This window comes from Rhizobium sp. FG96 (assembly GCF_057808655.1).
The window spans coordinates 88,624-110,161 of sequence record NZ_JBMDIL010000010.1; the positions used below are offsets into that span (position 1 = coordinate 88,624).

Genomic DNA, 21,538 nt, shown 5'->3' on the forward strand with positions numbered 1-21,538 from the left:
TAAGCTTAACACGCGCGTATTCGCTGAGGCGAATAACTGCCGGGTGGAAGAATTTTACTTGCGATTGAAGCGCTGCGCCGCAGCGATCGCCTTGGCGATATCGAAGAAGCGGCCCGATGTAGTGCGGCGTTCAGGAAAGACGAAACCGACCATGTTGTCGATCGCAAGCACCAGCCCGAGAGCCAGGATCAGATAGGCGAGAGCGGCGATCGTCAGGACCAGCATTTCCCCTCACACCGGAACGACGAACATGTAGCAGCTGGCTACAATCAGGGACACGAGGATTACGTCGAAATAGCCTTTGTTCATAGCGGTTCTCCCATTCTCGCCATAAACATTCGAGGCGGTCTTTGGTTCCGCCATTCGTGGCCATTTCACGGCAATTTTTTGAAGTTGCCCAGCTGTTGACGCCATCTTCCTGGAATTATCCCCCGGGGCGCGAACCGCCCGTGAATCACACCATAAAACGCAAGTAATTCAGATATATGACATGAAACAGCGGACGCGGTTTTCATCGCGTCTGCGCGTTGCCGACTGGCACGCTGCTTCGTCTGCCTTCAGGCAGACTTGCGGCTTGCCGTCTTCTTCGGAGCGGCTGCAGCTTTGACGGCGCCATTGGTCTTGGTGCCGGTCGTAGCGGTCCGCTTTGCCTTGGTCTTTACTTCGGTGCCGTCCTTGGAGGCCGCAGAGGTTTCGAGCGTCTCACGCTCTTTCCTTGCCTGCTCCCAATGAATTGAATCACGCCCCGTCGGATGGCCCTCTTCTTCCCAGAGAGCATATGCACGCTTCTTGATCCACTCTTCGCGAGTTTCTGCCATCGCTGATCTCCCGTCACAACATGCCGCAGTCAAACGCTAGACTAGGTGGGATGGTTCCAGAGGAATCATGCAGTTTCAAGAAGAATTTTGACACACTGCAAAACATTGTTTGCGCTGCAGCATAAATGGGCAGTGAAGCCTCTTTGATATTCAGTGGTTTGTACTTTTCTGCCCAATAAAACGGCGTTCGCGCGTCCCGCGCAGAAACGCAAACGCCGCAGGGAACAAGCGGCCGCTCCCGGCAGTTCAAGACCCGTCGCATCGGATCAAGCGGGGTAGGCATGCAGACGACGGAAAAGCGCAGGATGGCCTGGGGGCCGCAAGCAATCGATGGCGGCATGCGCTTTCGTCTGTGGGCGCCGGGAGAGGCCGAGGTCTCGCTGCGCCTCAATGGCCGTGATACGCCGATGGTGCGTTTCGAGGATGGCTGGTTCGAGGCCTCGATCGCCGACGCGAGAGCGGGCGACGCCTATGCCTTCGTCACCGGGGATGGCCGCGCAGTACCCGACCCAGCCGCCCGCCGCCAAAAGGGCGACGTCCACGGCCCATCGCTTATCGCTTCCTCCGACTACCGCTGGCGCACCGACAGCTGGACGGGCCGCGACTGGGAAGAGGCCGTCATCAGCGAAATCCATATCGGCACCTTCACGCAAGCAGGCACTTTCGCCGGTGCTGCCGAACAACTCGCCGATCTCGCGGCGGCAGGGATTGCCGCAATCGAGATCATGCCGGTGGCACAATTTGCGGGCCGACGCGGCTGGGGCTATGACGGCGTGCTGCATTATGCGCCGCATCCCGCCTATGGCACGCCGGATGAGTTCCGCGCCTTCATCGATGCCGCGCATGCCGAGGGCATCATGGTGCTGCTCGATGTCGTCTATAATCACTTCGGGCCGGAGGGAAATTATCTCCACGGCTACGCGCCGGAGTTCTTCCGCACCGACCGGGCGACGCCCTGGGGCGATGCCATCGATTTCAGCCAACCGGCGGTGCGCCGCTATTTCATCGACAATGCGCTCTACTGGATCGGCGATTTCCGGCTGGATGGCCTGAGACTCGACGCCGTCGAGCAGATCCACGACACGTCCGCACGCCATGTTCTCGACGAACTGGCGCAGGAAGTGCGGGCTGCCTTTGCCGATCGCAAGGTGCACCTGGTCGTCGAGGACCAGCGGAACCTGGTGAGCCTTCTCGAACGCGACACCCGCGGCGGCGTCAAGGCCTTCACCGCCGAGTGGAACGACGACTTCCATCACGTCGCCCACATCATCGCGACCGGCGAGGCTGATGGTCACTACACCGCCTTTGCCGGAGAGCTCTGGCAGAAGACCCGGCTCGCCCTGCAGCACGGCTTTGTCTATCCGGACCGTGCCGATCCGCCTGTGCTGCCTGACGGCGAGCGCGTCTACCTGCCGCCGGAAGCCTTCATCAACTTCCTGCAGAACCACGACCAGATCGGCAACCGCGCCTTCGGCGAGCGTCTCGCCAGCCTCGCCCCGCAAGAGACGGTCGAAGCGTTGACCGCCATTATGATGCTGTCGCCGCAGATCCCCTTCCTGTTCATGGGCGAGGACTATGGCGAGAGCCAGCCCTTCTATTTCTTCTGCGACTATACGGGCGAACTCGGCGAGATCGTCCGCAAGGGTCGCATGGCCGAGGCGGAAGGTTTTGGCGGGTTGAAGGACGGCCGCTCGAAGGATGAGCTGCCGGATCCGAATGCCCAATCGACCTTCGACGGCTCGAAGCTGCAATGGCAGCGCGCCGAAAGCCCGGAAGGCCGGCGCCGGAGAGATCTCGTGCGCGAGCTTGCCCGTCTTCGCCAGCTGCATATCGTTCCGCTGATCAAGGAGACTGGCCGGATGCATGCCAAGGCACTGGAGGCCGCTGACGGTGGGCTGGCGATCGATTGGCATATGGAGGGTGCGGTGCTGCAGCTGCGCGCCAACCTTTCGGCAGAGCCGTTGACGCTCCCCGCCGCAAGCGGCCGGCCGATTTATGGCGCGCCGCCGGAGAGCAGGCTCTATGCGCCGAACACGGTTGTTTTTGCCATCGCCTGATCTCTAATGAAAAATTCGCGCAGAACGCGAAGGGCGGCGAATTGAACGCCGCCACTTTACGTCTATATTTCGAGCCGATGTTCTATCTCATATCGACTTACTGGCCGCATATTCTCTTCGTCATATCGATCGCCATGGGAGCAGCGGCGGCGATTCATGCTGCCATGACCAAGGAAGAGGTGCGCGCCGCGATCGGCTGGGTCGGCGTCATCATCCTGTCGCCAATCGTCGGCGCCGTGCTTTATGCGATCGCGGGTGTGAACCGCATTCGCCGTAAGTCGCTCAGCCTGCGGCGCGACGCGCTGCTGCCTGAGGATGAACTCGATGAACTCGAGACTTTCGATGCCGACGCCGAGACCGTTATCGGCGGATTCGGCTACCGCTTTGCGGCGCTGCAGACGCTCGGCGATCGCGTCGCGCGCAATCCGCTGACCACGGGCAATACGATCGACATGCTGGAGAGTGGCGACGATGCCTATCGCGCCATGAAGACCGCGATCGATGGCGCGGCGCGCAGCGTGCTTCTGGAAACCTACATCTTCGATCGCGACAAGATCGGCCTCAGGATCGCCGATGCGCTGATTGCGGCCGTCAAGCGCGGCGTCGAGGTTCGGGTCCTCATCGATGCTGTTGGCGCGCGCTATTCGGTGCCGAGCATTCTCGGCTATCTCTCGGAGGGCGGCGTCACCGTCTCGGTCTTCAACGGCAATGTCATCATGGGCCTCCGGCTGCCCTATGCCAATCTGCGCACCCACCGCAAGATCGTCATCGTCGACGGCCGGATGGCGCTGACTGGCGGCATGAACATCCGAGAGGGGTTCAGCGAGGAGATATCGGGCGAGGGCTATGCCCGCGACACGCATTTCGCGGTGACCGGCCCCGCCGTCGCCGATCTCTTCGACGTGGCCGCCGAAGACTGGCGCTTTGCGACGGGCGAACTCCTGAACGGAGAACCCTGGCGGATCGAGACACCAGAGCGCGAACCCGGCGATCCCGTTTTCATGCGCGTCGTCGCCTCCGGTCCTGACCGCAGCGTCGAAACCAATCACAAGATGCTGATGGGCGCCTTCTCCGTGGCGCGCAAGTCGATCCGCATCATGTCGCCCTATTTCCTGCCGGATCGGGAGCTGATCAGCGCACTGGTCACGGCAGCACGTCGCGGCGTCGAGGTCGATATCGTCGTTCCCGCCGTCAACAATCTGATGCTGGTCGATCGCGCCATGACGGCGCAGTTCGACCAGATCCTCAAGAATTACTGCCGCATTTGGCGGGCGACTGGCAGCTTCAGCCATTCGAAGCTGCTGACGGTGGATGGCGCCTGGGCCTATGTCGGTTCGTCGAATATCGATCCACGATCGCTGCGGCTGAATTTCGAGATCGACCTCGAAGTCTTCAACGAAGGCTTTGCCGCCGAAATCGACGAGCATGTCGAGGAACTCCTGCGCACGGCAACGCCCGTCACGCTCGAGGGGCTGCGGTCGAGACCTTTCTATGTGCGGCTGGTCGAAAAGGTGCTGTGGCTCGGTTCGCCCTATCTCTGATTTTCTTGATCCAAGCTATGGCCGCCCGCGACGTGCTGCCTATAATCCCTTCCAGAGCCACTTTCGATCAACGGAGCCATGCCCACTCCGATGCATGCCAGAAAAGACAGCCTCCCCGCCAATATCCTCGCTTCGATCCGCAACAGGAAGAAGCGGCTGGACGCTGCGCTTGCGGAGGCGCGTCCCCGCGCCGAGGGCACGCTGATTGCCTCCTACAATGTCCATAAATGCGTCGGCGTCGACCGCCGCTTCGATCCTGAGCGTACGAGCCGCGTCATCCACGAGATCGATGCCGATGTCATTGCCCTGCAGGAGGCCGACACCCGTTTCGGGGAGCGGACAGGCATTCTCGATCTCTCCCGCCTGGAGCGCGAGACCGGGCTGATCCCGGTGCCGGTCTCCGGCATGGCGAAGGCGCATGGCTGGCACGGCAATGTTGTGCTGTTCAAGAAGGGGCTTGTCCGCGACGTTCACCAGATCGTTCTGCCGGGACTGGAGCCGCGCGGAGCCCTTGTTGCCGAAATCGAACTCGAACGCGGCGGCGCCTTGCGCATCATCGCCGCCCATTTCGGCCTGCTGCGCCATTCGCGCGCGCGCCAGGCGCAGATGCTGGTCGAACTGATGAACGACCGCCACGAGATGCCGACCATCCTGCTCGGCGATCTCAACGAATGGCGGCTCGGCGACCGCTCGTCGCTCAACACCTTTCAGTCCGCCTTCGGGCCGCAGCCGCCTGCCGTGCCGAGCTTTCCGGCACGGCTGCCGGTCCTGGCGCTCGACCGTATCATGGCAAACCGCAAGGGCGTGCTGACGACGGTCGAGGCCCATGACACGCCGCTCTCCCGCGTCGCCTCCGACCACCTGCCGATCAAGGCGGTTGTCAACCTTAAGCGCGTCGAGACGCTGACGGCGTCATAGGCTCCGTCATCGCATTTGCTCGGCGTAAATGAAGTGGCTGCCGGGCTTTGCGGCGATGACCGCATCGAGCGCGGCAGCGGCAATCGCCTCTGCAGGATTGAGATGGAATTTCTTCGGCAGAACCGGCGCCAGAAGACGGACCAATGCCAGCGCCGTTCTTTCCGCGCGCCGCGTCTCTTTCCGCTCGCCGCCGATCAGGCTCGGCCTGCAGATCGTCAGGGATTGAAATCCGATCTTCTGGATGTCCCGCTCAACCTCGCCTTTCGTCCGCGTGTAGAAGTTGATGGATGTCGCGGAAGCCCCCATGGCGGACACGAGGGCATAGGTCTTGATACCGGCGTCAAATGCGGCCTTGCCGAAAGCAATCGGCAGGTCGTGGTCAACGTAGCGAAACGCCTCCTTCGAACCGGCCTTGGCTTGCGTCGTGCCGAGAGCGCACAGGATCGCGTCCGGCTGGTGGGAGATGGAGATGGGGACAAGTTCCTCAAGACGCGGTGCGACGGGGTTCAACAACCGGTCGCAGGCCGGGAGCGGCGTCCTTGTCGGCGCTATGACTTCCGAGATCGCGGTGTGGGCAAGCGCCAATTCCAATGCCTTGTTGCCGACAAGTCCCGTCGCGCCAAGCAATAGCAGCTTCATTTTCAATTCTCACAACTTGAGATAACGATCCGCAGAGAACGCCACGCTCCGGAAGCCGTCAAGTGATCGCCGGGGCGCATGCAATCTAGGCGCCAGGGCGGCCCTGAGCAGCATTGGTGACGGTTTCCCACTGAGCCCAGTTTGTCAGCCGCGCCTCGTAGACCGATCTGAACTTCGTGATCGTTCCTGTGCCGAGCGCCAGGCGCAGCGGTGGTTGATCGGCATCGACCGCCTGGAAGAGCGCCGCGCTGGTGGCTTCCGGGTCGCCAAAATCCTCAGGCTTGAACGAGGCGCGAATGGCTTGACGGATCGGATTATAGACCTCGATGGACGGCGCAGAGCGGGCCGATGAGCCGAAGCCCGTCGTGAAGTGGCCGGGTTCAAGGATCGTGACCTTGATGCCGAATGTCGCGACTTCCGCAGCCAGACCTTCCGTCATGGCCTCGATCGCAAATTTGGTCGCCGTATAGGTCCCGCCCGTCGGGAAGCCGATCACGCCGCCGATGCTCGATACCGTTATTATGTGACCGCTGGCTCGCGCGCGCAGGATCGGCAAGACGGCCTGCATCAGCCAGAGCGTGCCGAAGAAGTTCGTGTCGAAATTGGCTCTGGCCTGTTCGGGTTCGATCTCTTCGATGGCGCCAAAATAGCCATAGCCTGCATTGCTGACCACCACGTCGAGGCGTCCGAAGTGGCTATGCGCCTTGCCGACCGCGTCGAAGACAGCACTGCGATCTGTGACATCGAGCGGCAGGATGAGGACCGCGTCACCATAGGTGGCCACCACATCGCTGAGCGACGTGGTGTCGCGTGCGGTGGCGGCGACCTTGTCACCGCGCCGCAGTGCGGCCTCGGTCCAGACACGTCCGAATCCCCGGGCCGCGCCGGTGATGAACCAAACTTTGGGCGATGTCATATTGCTGTTCTCCATTGAAATAATTGCACTGAGTGCAAAATAAATATCGCACTGAGTGCAAGTTTGGCAAGCGCCTTTTTTGCGGTAAGAGTCGTCGCCATGGAAACCGCTGACACCGCCCCCACCGGCTTGCGCGAGCGCAAACGCAGATCGACACTCGACCGCATCGCCAAGACCGGCCTGAAACTGTTTATGGAAAACGGCTACGAGGCCACGACGCTGGATGCCATCGCCGCGGCGTCGGGAATATCGCGCCGGACCTTCTTCTCGTATTTGAAGTCGAAAGAGGACGTTCTTCTCGCCCACGAAAGCGGCGATATCCCTGACATGCTGCGGCCTACATTTCTGGCGCAGTCGCCGGATCAGCCGCCGCTTGAGGCTGCCCGCAAGACCTTTCTCATTCTGGCTTCGCGATATGAAAGCAAGGAATCCATTCTCGCCGACCGGATTCTGCGATCGACGGAGACACTGCGGCTCCGCAAGGATGCGCTGCACATTCAGATGGAAGATGTGCTGGCAGAGGCGATGTGCGAGCTATGGCCGGACGGCGCCAAGCGGCCGAGCCTGCGGCTGGCGGCGATCATCGCCATGGGAACCCTCCGCTTCGCCAAGGAGAACTGGCGGCAGGCAAACGGAGCGCATCCGCTTACGCATTACATCGATGAGGGCTTCGATCTCCTTCAGCGCCAGCCTGGCCTGACGACGGCATAGGCCGGAACGAAAAAGGCCCGCCGCAAGCGGCGGGCCTTCCGGAGACCGCGAGGAACTATTCGGCCGCCTGCAGGGCAGGAACTTGCTCTTCGGGTATCTGGCCGGAAAGGGCGCTGGCGAGCATCTTCGTGTCCAGTTCGTTTTCCCAGCGGGCGACGACGATCGTGGCAACGGCATTGCCGACGAAGTTGGTGAGCGCGCGGCATTCCGACATGAAGCGGTCGATGCCGAGGATCAGTGCCATGCCGGCAACCGGAACCGAGGGAACGACGGAGAGCGTGGCGGCGAGCGTGATGAAGCCGGCGCCGGTGATGCCTGCAGCACCCTTGGAGCTCAGCATCGCCACGAGCAGCAGCAGGATCTGGTCACCGAAGCTTAGCGGCGTATCCGTTGCCTGGGCGATGAAGAGGGCGGCCAGCGTCATGTAGATGTTGGTGCCGTCGAGATTGAACGAGTAGCCGGTCGGGATGACGAGACCGACGACCGAGCGCTTGCAGCCGGCGCGTTCCATCTTCTGCATCAGGCCGGGAAGGGCAGCTTCCGACGAGGAGGTGCCGAGAACCAGCAGCAGCTCTTCCTTGATGTAGCGGATCAGCGCGAAGATCGAGAAGCCGTTATACTTGGCGACGGCGCCGAGCACGACGATGACGAAGAGCAGCGACGTCACGTAGAAGGTGCCGATCAGGAATGCGAGATTGGCGATCGAGCCGATACCGTATTTACCGATGGTGAAGGCCATGGCGCCGAATGCGCCGATTGGGGCGGCCTTCATCAGGATGGCGACGAGGCGGAAGATCGGGGCGGTCAGGGCGTTGAGGAAATCGAGCACCGGCTTGCCTCGGTCGCCGACCATGCCGAGCGCGATGCCGAAGAGCACCGAGAAGAACAGTACCTGCAGGATATCGCCCTGCGCGAAGGCGCCGACGATCGTGTCAGGAATGATGTTCATCAGGAAGCCGGTGATCGTCGCGTCATGCGCCTTGCTGGCGTAGCTGGAGACGGCGTTGGCGTCGAGCGAAGCGGCCGAGATATGCATGCCGGCGCCCGGCTGCAGAACGTTGGCGATCAGCATGCCGACGGCAAGGGCCAGCGTCGAGAACACGAGGAAGTAGATCATCGCCTTGCCGGCGACGCGGCCGACCTTCTTCAGATCCGACATGCCGGCAATGCCGGTGGCGACGGTCAGGAAGATGACAGGTGCGATGATCATCTTCACGAGCTTGATAAAGGCGTCGCCGAGCGGCTTCAGCGCGGTGCCGGTATCGGGATAGAAATGTCCGAGCAGGATGCCGGCCACGATGGCGGCGATGACCTGTACGTAGAGATGCCGGTAGAACGGCAGTGGTGCACGCGGCTGCGTGTCCTGGTGTGCAATGTCCATGTTATCCTCCATGTCGCCCAACCAAGGGATCCTGGCTCTCCCGGGCGAATTGCGTTTCATCGCTATGGGAACAGCAATCGGCGTGCCAAACTCGATTCTGACAGGTAACGTCATGTTTTTGTTACGTTGTCTGTCTGGCCATATAACGCGCGGCTAGACGTTGTGCGTAATTCCGCACGATTTGATTTGAAGAAAGTGCGGATTTATGCTCAATATCTGCGATGTCTCTTGCTCTTCCACGGACTGAAGAAGCGCGCTTGCGGCTCAGCATTCGCCGGACGTGGATTGCCTTCGCGCTGATCTCGGCCTTGATCGCGGCAGCCGCGCTGACTGCCGCCGCGATCTACGGCCGTTCGGCCGCGCTCGCCGCGCTGGAGCAGCAGGGGCGCACCGATGCCAACCTGAAAGTGGCGCTGCTGCAGGCTGTGCTGGAGCGGCCCCGGGCGCTGCCCCTGCTCCTGTCGCGCGACCGCGATGTCGAGGATGCGCTGACAACGCCGGGGCCGGAGAAGAAGGATGCGCTGAGCCGCAAGCTCGAGGATCTGGTCAACGGCACCAACGCCGCGGTGATCTATGTCGTCGGCGCCGACGGCATCGCGGTGTCGGCGAGCAACTGGCACGAGGCGACCAGTTTCGTCGGCAACGACTACACGTTCCGCAACTATTTCACCCGCGGCATGCGCGAGGGCATGGCCGAGCATTTTGCACTCGGCTCGGTCAGCAAGCGTCCCGGCCTCTACATTTCGCACCGGATCGGGCTGGCCTCCGCGCCGCTCGGCGTCGTCGTCGTCAAGATGGAATTCGACCAGCTGGAGAGCGACTGGAGCGATACGCAACGCCCCGCCTTCGTCGTCGACAACCACAATGTCGTGCTGATCACCAGCATCCCTTCCTGGCGGTTCATGACGACGGAAGCGCTGTCGCCCGATGGCCTCGCGGCGATCCGCGAAAGCCTGCAGTTCGGCGATGCGCCGCTCCTGCCGCTGCCGTTTCAGCCCGAGAAGGCGTTCGGCGCCGATGCCGGGCTGATCCGCGCCATTCTTCCCGGCGGCCGCGCCGCCACCTATCTCAAGATCATGACGCCGGTGCCCTCGACGAACTGGACTTTCGAGTACCTGTTGCCGGTCGAAATTCCGGTGGCCGCGGCCATCCGCGAGGCTCTGCTGGTCGCGGCGCTGCTGCTGCTGACGGCTATCGCCATCGCGGCCATCTGGCTGCGCCGCCGCGAGGCGGCATTGTTGACCATCGTTCGCCAGGAGGCGGCACGCGAGGAGTTGGAGCGGCGGGTTGCTGAGCGGACGCGCGATCTCAGCGAGACCCGCGACAATCTTCAGGCCGAAATCGTAAGGCATCGCGAGACCGATGCGCGTCTGCAGTCCGTGCAGCAGGATCTCGTCCAGGCCAACCGGCTTGCCATTCTCGGCCAGGTCGCCGCCGGTGTGGCCCATGAGATCAACCAGCCGGTCGCGACGATCCGCGCCTATGCGGACAATTCGAAGGTCTATCTGGAACGCCAGCAGGTGGCGCCGGTAATTGAAAATCTTGAGCTCATCGCCGGCCTCACCGAGCGGATCGGCACAATCACCGAGGATCTGAAGGCGCTCGCGCGGCGGGGCAGGGCGGTGGCCGAGCCGGTCGCTGTCGGTGAGGTGATCGAGGGTGCCTTGATGCTGCTCCGCAGCCGCTTCACCGGCAGGCTGGATATGCTCGCCGTCGCCACCGTCGCCGAAGGTCTGAAGGTGATGGGCAACCGGCTGCGGCTGGAACAGGTCTTCATCAACCTCTTCCAGAATGCGCTGGAAGCCGTGGAGGCGCAGGATGGCGGACGCGTGGATGTCGCCGTGACCGCCGCCGGCGAGGATGTCGCCATAGCGGTTACCGATAACGGACCGGGGATTGCTTCCGATATTCTCGAGGTGCTGTTCGAACCCTTCAACTCCTCCAAAGAAAAGGGTCTCGGCCTCGGCCTCGTCATCTCCAAGGATATCGTTTCGGATTACGGCGGCAGTATCGAGGTCGAGAGCGGCCCGGCCGGTACACGCTTCATCGTCCATCTCAAGAAGGCTTCGACATGAGCAGCGCAACTCCGGTCTTCCTGATCGACGACGACAAGGATCTGCTGCGCGCGACCGGCCAGACGCTGGAACTTGCGGGCTTCGAGGTCAGCCGTTTTTCGTCGGCCGCCGAGGCGCTCGGCAGGATCGAGCGGAATTTCGCTGGCGTGGTCGTCTCCGATATCAGGATGCCCGGCCTCGACGGCTTGCAGCTGTTCCAGCGCATCCGGCAGATGGATCACGAACTGCCGGTTATCCTAATGACTGGCCACGGCGATATCCCGATGGCCGTCAAGGCGATCCAGGACGGCGTCTATGATTTCATCGCCAAGCCCTTCGCGACGGAACGGCTGGTGCAATGCGTGCGCCGGGCGGCTGAGAAGCGGGCGCTCGTTATCGAAAATCGCAGCCTTCGCGAGGCTGCGCAGCAAGCGGAGCAGGGCATGCCGCTGATTGGCCAGACGCCTGTCATGGAACGGTTGCGCCATATGCTGCGGCAGATCGCCGACACCGATGTCGACGTGCTCGTCACCGGCGAGACCGGAAGCGGCAAGGAAGTGGTCGCGAGCCTGCTGCATGGCTGGAGCCGCCGCGCCAAGGGCAATTTCGTGGCGCTGAACTGCGGCGCGCTGCCGGAGCAGATCATCGAAAGCGAGCTCTTCGGCCATGAGCCGGGCGCCTTTACCGGCGCGCAGAAGAAGCGCGTCGGGCGCATCGAGCATTCGAGCGGCGGCACGCTGTTTCTCGACGAGATCGAGAGCATGCCGCTTTCGACACAGGTGCAGATGCTGCGCGTCTTGGAGATGCGGCAGGTGACGCCGCTCGGCACCAATGAGGTCCGCCCGGTCGACCTGCGTGTCGTCGCCGCCGCCAAGGTGGATCTCGGCGATCCCTCGCAGCGCCAGAGCTTTCGCGAGGATCTCTATTACCGGCTGAATGTCGTGACGCTGGCGATCCCGCCGCTCCGCGAACGGCGCGACGACATCCCGCTGCTCTTCACCTATTTCGCCGAACGCGCCGCCCGCCGCTTCGAGCGCGATATTCCATCGCTGACACCCGCCATTGCCCGGCATCTGAAGGAACATGACTGGCCGGGTAATGTCCGCGAACTCTCCCATTTTGCCGAACGCGCGGTGCTCGGCATGCAGCCGCCGGAACCGATGGCGGAGATCGAACCGGCTGCGGGCGCGGAGATGCCGCTCCCGGAGCGGCTGGACCGCTACGAGGCCGGCATCATCCGGGAGACGCTGACCTCCTTCGGCGGCAATGTGCAGCAGACGATTGCGGCGCTCGGCATTCCCCGCAAGACCTTCTACGACAAGCTGCAGCGCCACGGCATCGTCCGCAGCGACTATGCAGATAAACGCTGAGGCATCACCGGGATTGCGTGATCCCGGCCACGGTGATCTCGGGGCTGCTGTCCACCACGAGATAGAGGGTACGCAGCATGTCTGCCGCCATCAGCAGTGCCCGGGCGAGTTCCGAAAGCTGGTGCCGCTCCGGCGATGACGCGATCTTCAGGAGATCGAACACGGTATCATAGCTGCTGTTGTTGGGCATGCCGACCCGCGTGCGCATGTCGCGGATCATCGTGACGGCCCTGAGGATCAGTCCCCGGGCATCGGTATGGCTCAATCTGTCGATCTGGTTTGCAGCCCGGATCAGTTCCGTAATGAAGGCGTTGGTACTGGACATATGTGCCTCCTCACGCTGCACTGCCCTGCCACGACAAAAAAGTCTTGAGCCCGCCACGCGATACGAAGGCGAGCCCGTCATCGGATTTTCGGATTGAGAGAGGCCCCCCACAGCCCCTCGGCGCCGGGACATAACCACAAAGCATTCGGGCTGTCGCGTGACACTGCCGTGACGCAACTTTCGTGGCGGGCCGGGATGTGGGGGCGATCGGGTGGATGGACAGTGCGCAATTCGCGTGTTGCGCTCGGGCGCTGAGGAAGTGAGGCCCGCCGAATTCCGGTTCAACGGGCCCCGCCTTTGGTGGCGGTCATCTGTCCTGCCCACCATAGCCAGTTGGATATGCTCGCGCGGGGCTCGATCGGCAATCTGGCCGAAAGTGGTAGGCGTTCTACCCGCCAGCCTTGATGCGCCACGCCTTGCGCAGCTTCGCGCAAGAATCAGCTAATATAAACATGATGCGAGGCAGAGGGCGATCGATGCGGCTGTCGCATATATCGATGTTTGCATATCTGATCGCGGCCTGCTTCTGGCTCGCCGCTTCCGGAGCCTGCGCCCGCGATCCGGCCCCCTGGAACAGCCCCGACGCGGCACTTGTCGTCGACGCCTATGAGATGAACCCGATCGACTGGCAGGCTCTGCTCACCGACAAGCGGATTGCCGGCGTGATCTCCAAGGCATCGGACGGTCTGCCTGGAGTGTTCGATTGCAGCGGTGAGCATCGCGGCGATACGACGGCCCATTGCAAGACGATGTGGCGCAAATATGCGGTGAGCCGCGAGCTCTACCAGACGCGCAAATTCATCGCCAAGCAGAGTGGGCTGCTATGGGGCGCCTACCATCTGGCGCGGCCCGGCAATCCGATCGACCAGGCAAACCATTTCCTCGATTATGCCGAGCCCGGCCCTGACGATCTGATGGTGCTCGACCTCGAAGGGCTCGATGGCGAGCAGTATATGTCGCTCGCCGATGCGCAGATCTTCGCGGGGCATATCCGCGCCCGGACCGGCCGCTATCCGATCCTCTACACCAATCATGTGACCGCCCGCTATATCGCCGCCTACCGGCAGACCTACCGCATCCTGTCACGGCTGCCGATCTGGTATGCGCGTTACAAGCCCGGCGTCGATGGCGTCTTCCCGATGGGAAACTGGCAGCAATATTTCCTCTGGCAGTTCTCCTCGGCGGCGAACTGCTCGAAGCGGCGCTGTCCCTATCGCGTGCCGGGAACGCTGACCGATATCGACGTCAATCTCGCCCCGGTCCCGCGCGACCAGCTGAAGGCGATCTGGGCCCAGGGCGGCCTGTTGCCGCCGCAGGATCCGGATCCGCCGCTGATCCTCGCCAAGATCGAGCTTCCGGGCGTCTATATCAAACAATATGACGCCGATCTGCTGATCACCTCGGCGATCCCCGGCGACGGGCGCCGCTGACGCCGTCAGCCGATCCGCTGGCCGCTATCGGCATCGAAGACATGGATAGCACCCTTCGATAGCGACAGCTTCTGGCTGCTGCCGACCTCGAACCAAGGCCGCTCGCGCAGAACCGCCGAGACCAGCTGGCTGCCGAGCTTCAGCTCGAGGAAGGTTTCGGAGCCGGTCGGCTCAATATTCTCGACGGTGGCCTCGAGCGACCCTTCCGGGCCGAGGGCGATTTCTTCCGGGCGCTTGCCGATGAGCAGCTTCTGGCCGTCTTTCACGCCGGCCGGCGTGGCGAGGCCGGAAGCCCGCCCGCCCTGCAGCACCAGCTGTCCGGCGGATACGGTCGCCGGGAACAGGTTCATCGCGGGCGAGCCGATGAACTGCGCGACGAAGGCGTTGGCCGGCCGGTCGTAAAGCTCCAGCGGTGTGCCGATCTGCTCGATGCGCCCGGCCTGCATGACGACGATACGGTCGGCCATGGTCATCGCCTCGACCTGGTCATGCGTCACATAGACCATCGTCGTTCCCAAGCGCCGGTGCAAGCTCTTGATCTCGCCGCGCATCTGGACGCGCAGTTTCGCATCGAGATTGGAGAGCGGCTCGTCGAACAGGAAGACCTGCGGATTGCGGACGATCGAGCGGCCCATGGCGACACGCTGGCGCTGGCCGCCGGAAAGCGCCTTCGGCTTGCGCTGCAGCAGGCTTTCGAGACCGAGAATCTCGGCGGCTTCGCGGACCTTCTTCTGCTTCTCGGCCTTGCTGGCGCCGGCAAGCGTCAGCGAGAAGGCCATGTTTTCCTCGACGGTCATATGCGGGTAGAGCGCATAGTTCTGGAAGACCATCGAGATGTCGCGGCTCTTCGGCGGCAGGGTGTTGACCACCTTTCCGCCGATCGAGATCGTGCCGCCGGAAATGTCCTCCAGCCCGGCAATCATCCGTAAAAGGGTGGACTTTCCGCAGCCCGACGGCCCGACCAGGACGACGAATTCGCCGTCGCCGATCGCCGCGTCGATGCCGTGGATGACCTCGGCGCTGCCGAAACGCTTGGCGACCTTGTCGATCGTTACACTTGCCATGAAGTCCTCCTTATGCCGCGCCGATATGGATGCGCGTGGCCGACAGGGCGCCCTCGTGGATGATCAGGCCGGCGGAACCGCCGGCAAAGGTCTGGTCATTGGCCTCGACCACGGTATCGCCGACCTTCACCGAAAGCTTGCCGCCCTTGGCCGAGAACTTCATCGTGAAGCGCGTCTCGAACTCGACGCGAAGCGGCGCGGAGGCGAGCACGGTCTGCTTTTCGTCCTTGCAGCAGACGATCTGCAACTGCCCCTGGCGCGTCACCTGGGCCGCATAGTAGCGGCGCTGGCCTTCGGCGCGGATCACCAGGCCGCCGCGATCGCCGAGATGCAGCATCATGTCGGCTTCGATCGCGTAATCCGTCCAGTCGCGCGTGCCCTGCAGGATCATGCCTTCGCCGCGGTTCTGGCTGATGCGGAAATCCTGCGGGAAGTTCTTCGAGAAGAAGTGCACGTTGCTGACCCAGGCGCGGCGCCAGAAATCGCCACCGTCTTCCGGGCGCCGGAAGGTCACATCCGGGCAACCGTCCCAGGTGACGGTATCGACGAGCACACGGCCGTTGGCACGGCCCTGCGGGGCGCTCAGCACGACGCCGATTTCGGCGATCGGCTGATGGCCAGTCGAGGGAACCGTCCATTCGAGCGTCGCCGAACCGCCGGGGCCGAGCAGCTTGCCTGCGGGCATGTCGATATCGACGAGATTGTCGCCGCCGTCATAGTGGCGGATGCGGAGCTTGGCCTCCACCGTGCCGCTGTTTCCGGCTTCTGCCGAAAGCGTGGCGCGCAGCGTCTGGCCGGCGTGGATGCGCGGGCTGGCGACCAGATCGTAGGTGCGCATCTTGGTGACTTCGTGCGGCGTGAAGACCGGCGTGGTTGCCGCAGCCTCGCGGCCTGGCGCCAGCGCCAGATAGTCGATCGCCAGAGCCGAACCAGTGCCGGTGACCTTGAGGCCGTCGAGCGCCGTCTGGCCGGCCTGCGGGCGGAAGCCCTGGACGGAGCCCGGCAACGCGAAGTGGAATTTCGCACCGTTCTTCGGCGCCGGCTTTGCCGTCTCGCCCGCAAGCTTGCGACCGAGATTGGCGAGCCACAGAGAGATATCGGCAGCATCGGAGATCGAGCGGCCGCCATCGGCGGTCGACATGTAGAGGCGGTCGGCAACGGGGCCGCGCCAGTCTGGCCCGGCATCGAGGCCGTCGAGACCCAGCATGATCCCGTGCAGGCATCCGAGGTTGCCGGCGTTGCAATCGGTATCCCAGCCCGAGGTGTTGACGATCATCTGGCCGCGCTGGAAATCGTGCGGGGCATGCAGCAGCGCCATGATCATCAGTGCGTGGTTCGGCACGACATGGCAGTTGCCTGGATATTTGTCGTAGCCGTAATTGTCCTCGATCTTCTGGCGCGTGGCTTCCCAGTCCTCGTTGCCGGAGGTCCAGTTGCGGATATCGCCGATCAGCTTGGCGATCAGGCTGTCCTTGGGGATATGGGCAAGGCCGGTGTCGAGCAGGTGGTTCACATCCTTGCTGACAAAGGCTTCCGCCTCCATCGCCGCCCAGAGCACGGCGGCGTTGACGGCTTCGCCGTCATGGCTGACGGAACCGGCAGCGCGCGCCAGCTTGGCGGCCTGCGCCGGGTTGCCGGGCGAAACGAGAGCCCAGCCGTCGATGAAGATCTGCGCGCCGATCTGCTCGGCGACGGTAGCGCCATTGACCTCGATCGAGCCGGATGCCGGAGCCGGGATGCCGCGCTGCAGGTTGAGCCAGGCGGTGTGTTCGGTCGAATTGCCGGCGCCACCCCACCAGAGGATCGAGCGTTCCTCGATGATGTAGTTCAGCCAGGCCTTGCCGATGTCTTCGGCCGAGAGATCCGGCGAAATGCCGTAATCGTCCAGGGCGCGCGGGAAGGTGAAGGTGCCGGCGACGTCGTCGTCGGTGACGACGAGCGGATCGCCCAGGCGGTCGTGGACGTAATAGGTGATCGGGCCGAGCTTCTCGAGGATGTCCTTGTAGCGCCAGTTCTCGAAGGGGCGGCCGAGATAGACGCCGATCAGCTTGCCGAGAACGCCGGCATAGACGCGGTTGGTGTAATCTGCGGGGATTGGCATGCGAAACTCCTTGTCAGCCCTTCACCGAGCCGCCGGCCATTCCTTCGATGAAGTGGCGCTGCAGCAGGACGAAGAGGATTACGATGGGAAGAATGATGATGAGGGCGGCGGCCATGATCTCACCCCAATCGGACGAGTATTGGCCAGAAAGCAGGAAGAAGGAGACGACGGCGGTGAGCCTGTCCTGTTCCTGCAGGAAGGTCGTTGCGATCAGGAACTCGTTCCAGGAATACAGGCCGATGATCAGCGCCACTGTCAGGATTCCGGGCGAAACGATCGGCAGGAAGACGCGACGGAACACCTGCCAATGGGTCGCGCCATCGATCAGCGCGGCTTCCTCGAGCTCCTTGGGAACAGCGAGGAAATAGGTGCGCAGCAGCATGATCGCGAAGGGCGAATAAACGGCCGTATAGATGAAGGCGACGGCAATCGGGTTGTTGATCAGCCCGAAACGGGCAAAGCCGAAATAGAGCGGAAAGAGGAAGAGCTGGATCGGCGCGGTGGTGCTGGCCAGCAGATAGAACGTCAGGACCTTCCAGCGCTTGATCTTCTGGCGCGCCAGAACATAGGCCGTCAGCGAGCCCGTCGAGCAGACGAGAATGATCGTCAGCCCGGTCAGGACGGCGGAGTTGACGAGCGTCGTGCCGAAATTGGCATCCGTCCAGGCGCGGGTGAAATTGTCCCAGCGGATCACCGAAGGCATCGCCAGCGGGTTCTGGACGATTTCGGCGGACGGCTTCAGCGCGTTGAGAACCGTCAGCGCAATCGGAAACAGCGTGACGATCAGCAGCACCGAGAGCGTGATGTAGACGATCGCGAAGGTGAGGCGGCTTTCGGAAATGTTCATTGTTCGAACTCCGTCGCTTGGGCGCGGATATAGAAGATCGTGGCGGCGAGGCCGAAAAGGCTGATGACCACGGAGATCGCTGCCGCCTTGCCGACCGCGAGGTCGTAGAAGGCCGAGCGATAGGCGAAGGTGGAGAGCACCTCGGAGGAATAGGCCGGGCCGCCCTGCGTCAGGATGTAGACGAAGTCGAAGACCAGGAACGACCAGATGACGGTCATGATCATCATCAGCGTGATCGTCGGCATGATGCCCGGCAGCAGCACGTAACGGATCGTCTGGAAGAAGGTGGCGCCCTCGATGCGCGATGCCTCGATCTGCTCGGCCGGGACCTGGCGCAGCGCGGCGAAGAAGATGACGCAGAGGAAGCCCCACCAGTGCCAGAGGTCGACGACGGCGATGCCGTAGAGCGCGCTCGACGTTTCGGTCAGCGGGTTGGCGATGTCGAGGCCGAGGCGTTGAAGCAGGCCGGTGACGCCGGTGACAGGCGAATAGATCATGCCCTGCCAGACGCGGCCGGTGATCGCCGTCGCGATGATGACGGGCAGGAAATAGATGACCTGGAAGAAGTTCGAGCCGCGGCGCACGACAAGCATCATGGTTGCCGCAAGCAGGCCCATGGCGATCGGGACGGTCAGGAAGATCAGCGTCCAGACGATGTTGTTGGTCAGCGCCGTCCAGAAGACGCTGTCGTCCCAAAGGGCACGGAAATTGTCGAGCCCGACGAAAACAGGCGTACTGATCCCGTCCCACTCAAAGAAGGCGAGAGCCACCGTCAGCAGCGCCGGAATGGCGATGATGACGACATTGATGATCAATGTCGGCAAGACGTAAAGTCGGTGCATTATCTACCTTTCGAGGCAATCGGGCCGCTTTGCGCCAGATGGCGCGAGCGGGAAGGTGAGGGCGCGCGAACCGCACCCTCACTGTCGTTGCGATCAGCGGGCCGGGACGGCCGGCGCCTTTCCGGCCTTCATTTCCTTCTGGAAGGATGCGTCCATCTTGGCGAGGAAGTCTGCGGTGGTTGTCTTCTTCAACCACACTTCCTCGATGCCGTTGATGACATAGCTGTCGGTCGCCGGCGGCAGGAAGGTCCAGGTCGTGTAGCCGTATTTGCCGTCGTTGACCTCGGAGGAGAGGGTTTTCATCGTCTCGGTGAAGAGCGGCGTGACCTCGCTTGCCATCTTGACGTTGGAGATGTCCTTCAGCGGGATGTTCCACTCACCCTGCCAGGCCGAGTTCATCGTGCCGTAGACTTCGGGCGAGAAGACGTAGTTGATCGCGGCTGCGGCGCCATCCGGGTTCTTCGCCTTGGTGGCGATCGAGAAGGTGGAGCCGATGCCGAGCGGGAAGACCGGGTCGCCCGACGCGCTCGGGAAGCCGACGAAGCCTGCTTCGCTGCCTGCCTTCTTGCCGTAGGTGTCGACGTTCTGGAACTGCCAGGTGCCCGTCGGCATCATGCCGGCCTTGCCCGACGCCATGGCATCGGCGGCCTGCTCGCCGCTGGCGATCGAGAAGTAGTTCTTGCCGAAATAGCCCTTCTGCCACCAGGAGTTCAGGCGGTCGATCGACTTGACGAAGGGTTCCGCCGTCCAGGGCATCTCGCCGCGGAGCGCCTTGTTGAGGTTCTCGGGGCCGGCGACGGAGTTGAGCGCCAGCGTCACGAACCACTCGTTTGCACCGCGCCAATCGGCATTGCCTGCGGCAAACGGCGTGATGCCGTCCTTCAGCATGGCGTCTGCGACGGTTTCCAGCTCGTCCAGTGTCTTCGGCGGCTGCCAGTTCTTCTGGGCAAACAGCGTCTTGTTGTAAAACAGGCCGACGGTTTCGTAGGTCTTGGGCAGCGCGTAGATCTTGCCGTTATACTCGCCCATCTTCAGGAATACCGGCAAGATGCGGTCTTCCCACTTGTACTTGGCGGCATAGTCGTTCAGCGGCATCAGCTGGCCGGACTGGGCCATCGGCGCGACATAGCTCGGGCCGGCGGTATAGACGACGTCGGGGCCGTTGCCGGAGAGCATCGCGACGCGCAGCTGCTTGTCGAGCTCGTTGCCGCGATAATCGATGACGAGGCTGTAATCCGGGTTCGCCTTGGCGAAGGGCTCGACGATGTTCTGCTGGATCAGCTTCTGCTGGTCGGGCGTCGCCTGCTCGTACCACCAGGAGACCTTCTCCTGTGCGGCGGCCATCTGTGCGGTACTGGCGATCAATGCGGTGGCGGCTAAGAGCTTCAGCCTGGTCATGATATTTCCTCCCTTACTGGATGCGTTTGGTCCGGCCGCGCCGAAAACGGGGCGACCGAAGCGCGGATGATGATTTGGTATGCCATTTCCTCCGCCTCGCCCGGTGCGGAGGCATCGCCTCCCAGGCGCTCGACGAGCTTTTCGGCGGCGCGGGCGCCGATCCGGTCCTGAAATTGTGCAACGGTCGTCAGCGGCGGGGTCACGAGCGCTGCCGCCAGGATGTCGTCGAAGCCGGCAACCGAGACATCACCGGGCACCGACAGTCCCTTCGCCGAGAGACCCTGCATGACGCCGATTGCCATCAAGTCGTTTGCGGCAATCACGGCGCTGACTGAGCGGCCGCTTTCGATCAGCCGGTCGGCGACCTCGCGCCCGGCCTCCAGGGTGAAATGCGCGGCTTCGAGCACGATCGGCTCCGCGCCCATGGTCGCCATCGCCTCGAGATAGCCCTGCAGACGCACCTGCTGCGGTCCGCCGGGTGCGGCGATCATGGCGATCGAGCGGTGGCCGAGTTCCAGAAGGTGAAGCGTCAGCGCCCGGGCGGCGGCGACATTGTCGATGAACAGATTGTCGATCGGCAGCGGCCCGCCCGTCTTGCGGCTGACCTCGATGCGAACGACGGGAACGCCGCTTTTGCCGAGCGGCGCCAGATCGCGCGCGCTGGTCTTGAAGAAAACGCCGACGACACCGTCGAAGCGGCCCTGCTGCGCAGCGAGGATGACCTGGCGCTCGTTGGCAAGCTCGCCCTCGGTATCGATCGTCACGACTTCGTAGCCGCCGGCGCGCGCCACCTTCTGCACGGCAACGACCAGAGAGGGGTAGAAGGGGTTGGCAAGATCGGGAACGACGCAGGCAATGACATAGGTGCGCTTGGTGCGCAGCGCCTGTGCGAAGCGGTTCGGCTGGTAGCCGAGCTCGGAGATTGCCGCCTCGATGCGCTCGGCTGTTTCGGAGGTCACCTTGTCGCGTCCGCCATTCAGGACGAGCGACACCGTGGCCTGCGCAACGCCGGCTCTTTCTGCAACTTCCTTCTGCGTAATTCGTCGCCCGCTCACGCAAGAAAACCCTAATTGATACGTAGCAACAAATTATTGCTACGTATCAATTAGTCAATAGCAATATTTGG

At 62.8% G+C, this 21,538-nt stretch carries 19 protein-coding genes; 7 read left to right on the forward strand and 12 right to left on the reverse strand.

The features are described from left to right. Window positions 1-54: 54 nt before the first annotated feature. On the reverse strand, window positions 55-225 hold the full coding sequence (locus ACODR6_RS20170; RefSeq protein ID WP_165402756.1) for a hypothetical protein: 171 nt from the start codon (window positions 223-225) through the stop codon (window positions 55-57). Between the two features lie 332 nt (window positions 226-557). Continuing rightward, on the reverse strand, window positions 558-818 hold the full coding sequence (locus tag ACODR6_RS20175; protein WP_112712227.1) for a DUF2934 domain-containing protein: 261 nt from the start codon (window positions 816-818) through the stop codon (window positions 558-560). A 281-nt stretch (window positions 819-1,099) separates the two neighbouring features. Between ACODR6_RS20175 and treZ the strand changes: the two genes are divergently transcribed. The 3 genes from treZ to ACODR6_RS20190 all read left to right on the forward strand — a co-directional run bounded on the left by treZ (window position 1,100) and on the right by ACODR6_RS20190 (window position 5,334). Then, window positions 1,100-2,875, forward strand: coding sequence for a malto-oligosyltrehalose trehalohydrolase (gene treZ / locus ACODR6_RS20180; RefSeq protein WP_489023970.1), 1,776 nt, complete (start codon window positions 1,100-1,102; stop codon window positions 2,873-2,875). Window positions 2,876-2,952: 77 nt separating this feature from the next. Continuing rightward, window positions 2,953-4,416, forward strand: coding sequence for a phospholipase D-like domain-containing protein (locus ACODR6_RS20185; RefSeq protein ID WP_489023971.1), 1,464 nt, complete (start codon window positions 2,953-2,955; stop codon window positions 4,414-4,416). Between the two features lie 90 nt (window positions 4,417-4,506). Continuing rightward, on the forward strand, window positions 4,507-5,334 hold the full coding sequence (locus tag ACODR6_RS20190) for an endonuclease/exonuclease/phosphatase family protein (RefSeq protein ID WP_489023973.1): 828 nt from the start codon (window positions 4,507-4,509) through the stop codon (window positions 5,332-5,334). A 6-nt stretch (window positions 5,335-5,340) separates the two neighbouring features. On the opposite strand, the gene ACODR6_RS20195 is transcribed toward ACODR6_RS20190, so the two are convergent. Both ACODR6_RS20195 and ACODR6_RS20200 read right to left on the reverse strand, forming a co-directional pair. Beyond that, window positions 5,341-5,973: a Rossmann-fold NAD(P)-binding domain-containing protein gene (locus tag ACODR6_RS20195; RefSeq protein WP_489023975.1), complete on the reverse strand. Its 633-nt coding sequence runs from the start codon at window positions 5,971-5,973 to the stop codon at window positions 5,341-5,343. A gap of 85 nt (window positions 5,974-6,058) precedes the next feature. Then, window positions 6,059-6,904, reverse strand: coding sequence for an SDR family NAD(P)-dependent oxidoreductase (locus ACODR6_RS20200; protein WP_489023977.1), 846 nt, complete (start codon window positions 6,902-6,904; stop codon window positions 6,059-6,061). Between the two features lie 84 nt (window positions 6,905-6,988). Between ACODR6_RS20200 and ACODR6_RS20205 the strand changes: the two genes are divergently transcribed. Next, window positions 6,989-7,600 carry a TetR/AcrR family transcriptional regulator gene (locus tag ACODR6_RS20205; RefSeq protein WP_489023979.1) on the forward strand — a complete coding sequence of 204 codons (612 nt, stop codon included), beginning with the start codon at window positions 6,989-6,991 and terminating at the stop codon, window positions 7,598-7,600. A gap of 55 nt (window positions 7,601-7,655) precedes the next feature. Here the strand turns inward: ACODR6_RS20205 and ACODR6_RS20210 are convergent, their stop codons facing one another. After that, window positions 7,656-8,981, reverse strand: coding sequence for a dicarboxylate/amino acid:cation symporter (locus ACODR6_RS20210; RefSeq protein ID WP_112712213.1), 1,326 nt, complete (start codon window positions 8,979-8,981; stop codon window positions 7,656-7,658). Window positions 8,982-9,202: 221 nt separating this feature from the next. Between ACODR6_RS20210 and ACODR6_RS20215 the strand changes: the two genes are divergently transcribed. Together ACODR6_RS20215 and ACODR6_RS20220 are read left to right on the forward strand one after the other, a co-directional pair. After that, window positions 9,203-11,056 carry a sensor histidine kinase gene (locus ACODR6_RS20215; protein ID WP_489023981.1) on the forward strand — a complete coding sequence of 618 codons (1,854 nt, stop codon included), beginning with the start codon at window positions 9,203-9,205 and terminating at the stop codon, window positions 11,054-11,056. Beyond that, window positions 11,053-12,405 carry a sigma-54-dependent transcriptional regulator gene (locus tag ACODR6_RS20220; RefSeq protein WP_489023983.1) on the forward strand — a complete coding sequence of 451 codons (1,353 nt, stop codon included), beginning with the start codon at window positions 11,053-11,055 and terminating at the stop codon, window positions 12,403-12,405. The genes ACODR6_RS20215 and ACODR6_RS20220 overlap by 4 nt, the downstream gene beginning before the upstream one ends. A 4-nt stretch (window positions 12,406-12,409) precedes the next feature. Here ACODR6_RS20220 and ACODR6_RS20225 read toward each other — a convergent pair whose 3' ends face one another. Beyond that, window positions 12,410-12,730: a hypothetical protein gene (locus ACODR6_RS20225; RefSeq protein WP_112712207.1), complete on the reverse strand. Its 321-nt coding sequence runs from the start codon at window positions 12,728-12,730 to the stop codon at window positions 12,410-12,412. A 455-nt stretch (window positions 12,731-13,185) separates the two neighbouring features. Here ACODR6_RS20225 and ACODR6_RS20230 point away from each other — a divergent pair, with 455 nt between their 5' ends. Continuing rightward, the gene (locus ACODR6_RS20230; protein ID WP_489024212.1) at window positions 13,186-14,160 is read left to right on the forward strand and encodes a glycoside hydrolase family 25 protein; all 975 of its coding nucleotides are present in this window, start codon (window positions 13,186-13,188) and stop codon (window positions 14,158-14,160) included. Between the two features lie 5 nt (window positions 14,161-14,165). On the opposite strand, the gene ACODR6_RS20235 is transcribed toward ACODR6_RS20230, so the two are convergent. From ACODR6_RS20235 to ACODR6_RS20260, 6 genes are all read right to left on the reverse strand, one after another. Then, complete coding sequence (locus tag ACODR6_RS20235) at window positions 14,166-15,224, reverse strand: ABC transporter ATP-binding protein (RefSeq protein WP_489023986.1); 1,059 nt, start codon at window positions 15,222-15,224, stop codon at window positions 14,166-14,168. A 10-nt stretch (window positions 15,225-15,234) separates the two neighbouring features. Next, window positions 15,235-17,325, reverse strand: a complete 2,091-nt coding sequence (locus ACODR6_RS20240) for an ADP-ribosylglycohydrolase family protein (protein WP_489023987.1) — start codon at window positions 17,323-17,325, stop codon at window positions 15,235-15,237. Window positions 17,326-17,338: 13 nt separating this feature from the next. Further along, window positions 17,339-18,172 carry a carbohydrate ABC transporter permease gene (locus ACODR6_RS20245; protein ID WP_112712201.1) on the reverse strand — a complete coding sequence of 278 codons (834 nt, stop codon included), beginning with the start codon at window positions 18,170-18,172 and terminating at the stop codon, window positions 17,339-17,341. Then, complete coding sequence (locus ACODR6_RS20250) at window positions 18,169-19,014, reverse strand: carbohydrate ABC transporter permease (protein ID WP_076845981.1); 846 nt, start codon at window positions 19,012-19,014, stop codon at window positions 18,169-18,171. Before ACODR6_RS20250 ends, ACODR6_RS20245 begins: the two co-directional genes overlap by 4 nt. A gap of 93 nt (window positions 19,015-19,107) precedes the next feature. Beyond that, window positions 19,108-20,412, reverse strand: a complete 1,305-nt coding sequence (locus tag ACODR6_RS20255) for an ABC transporter substrate-binding protein (RefSeq protein ID WP_449097836.1) — start codon at window positions 20,410-20,412, stop codon at window positions 19,108-19,110. Beyond that, the gene (locus ACODR6_RS20260) at window positions 20,409-21,467 is read right to left on the reverse strand and encodes a LacI family DNA-binding transcriptional regulator (protein ID WP_489023988.1); all 1,059 of its coding nucleotides are present in this window, start codon (window positions 21,465-21,467) and stop codon (window positions 20,409-20,411) included. Before ACODR6_RS20260 ends, ACODR6_RS20255 begins: the two co-directional genes overlap by 4 nt. Window positions 21,468-21,538 lie beyond the last annotated feature (71 nt).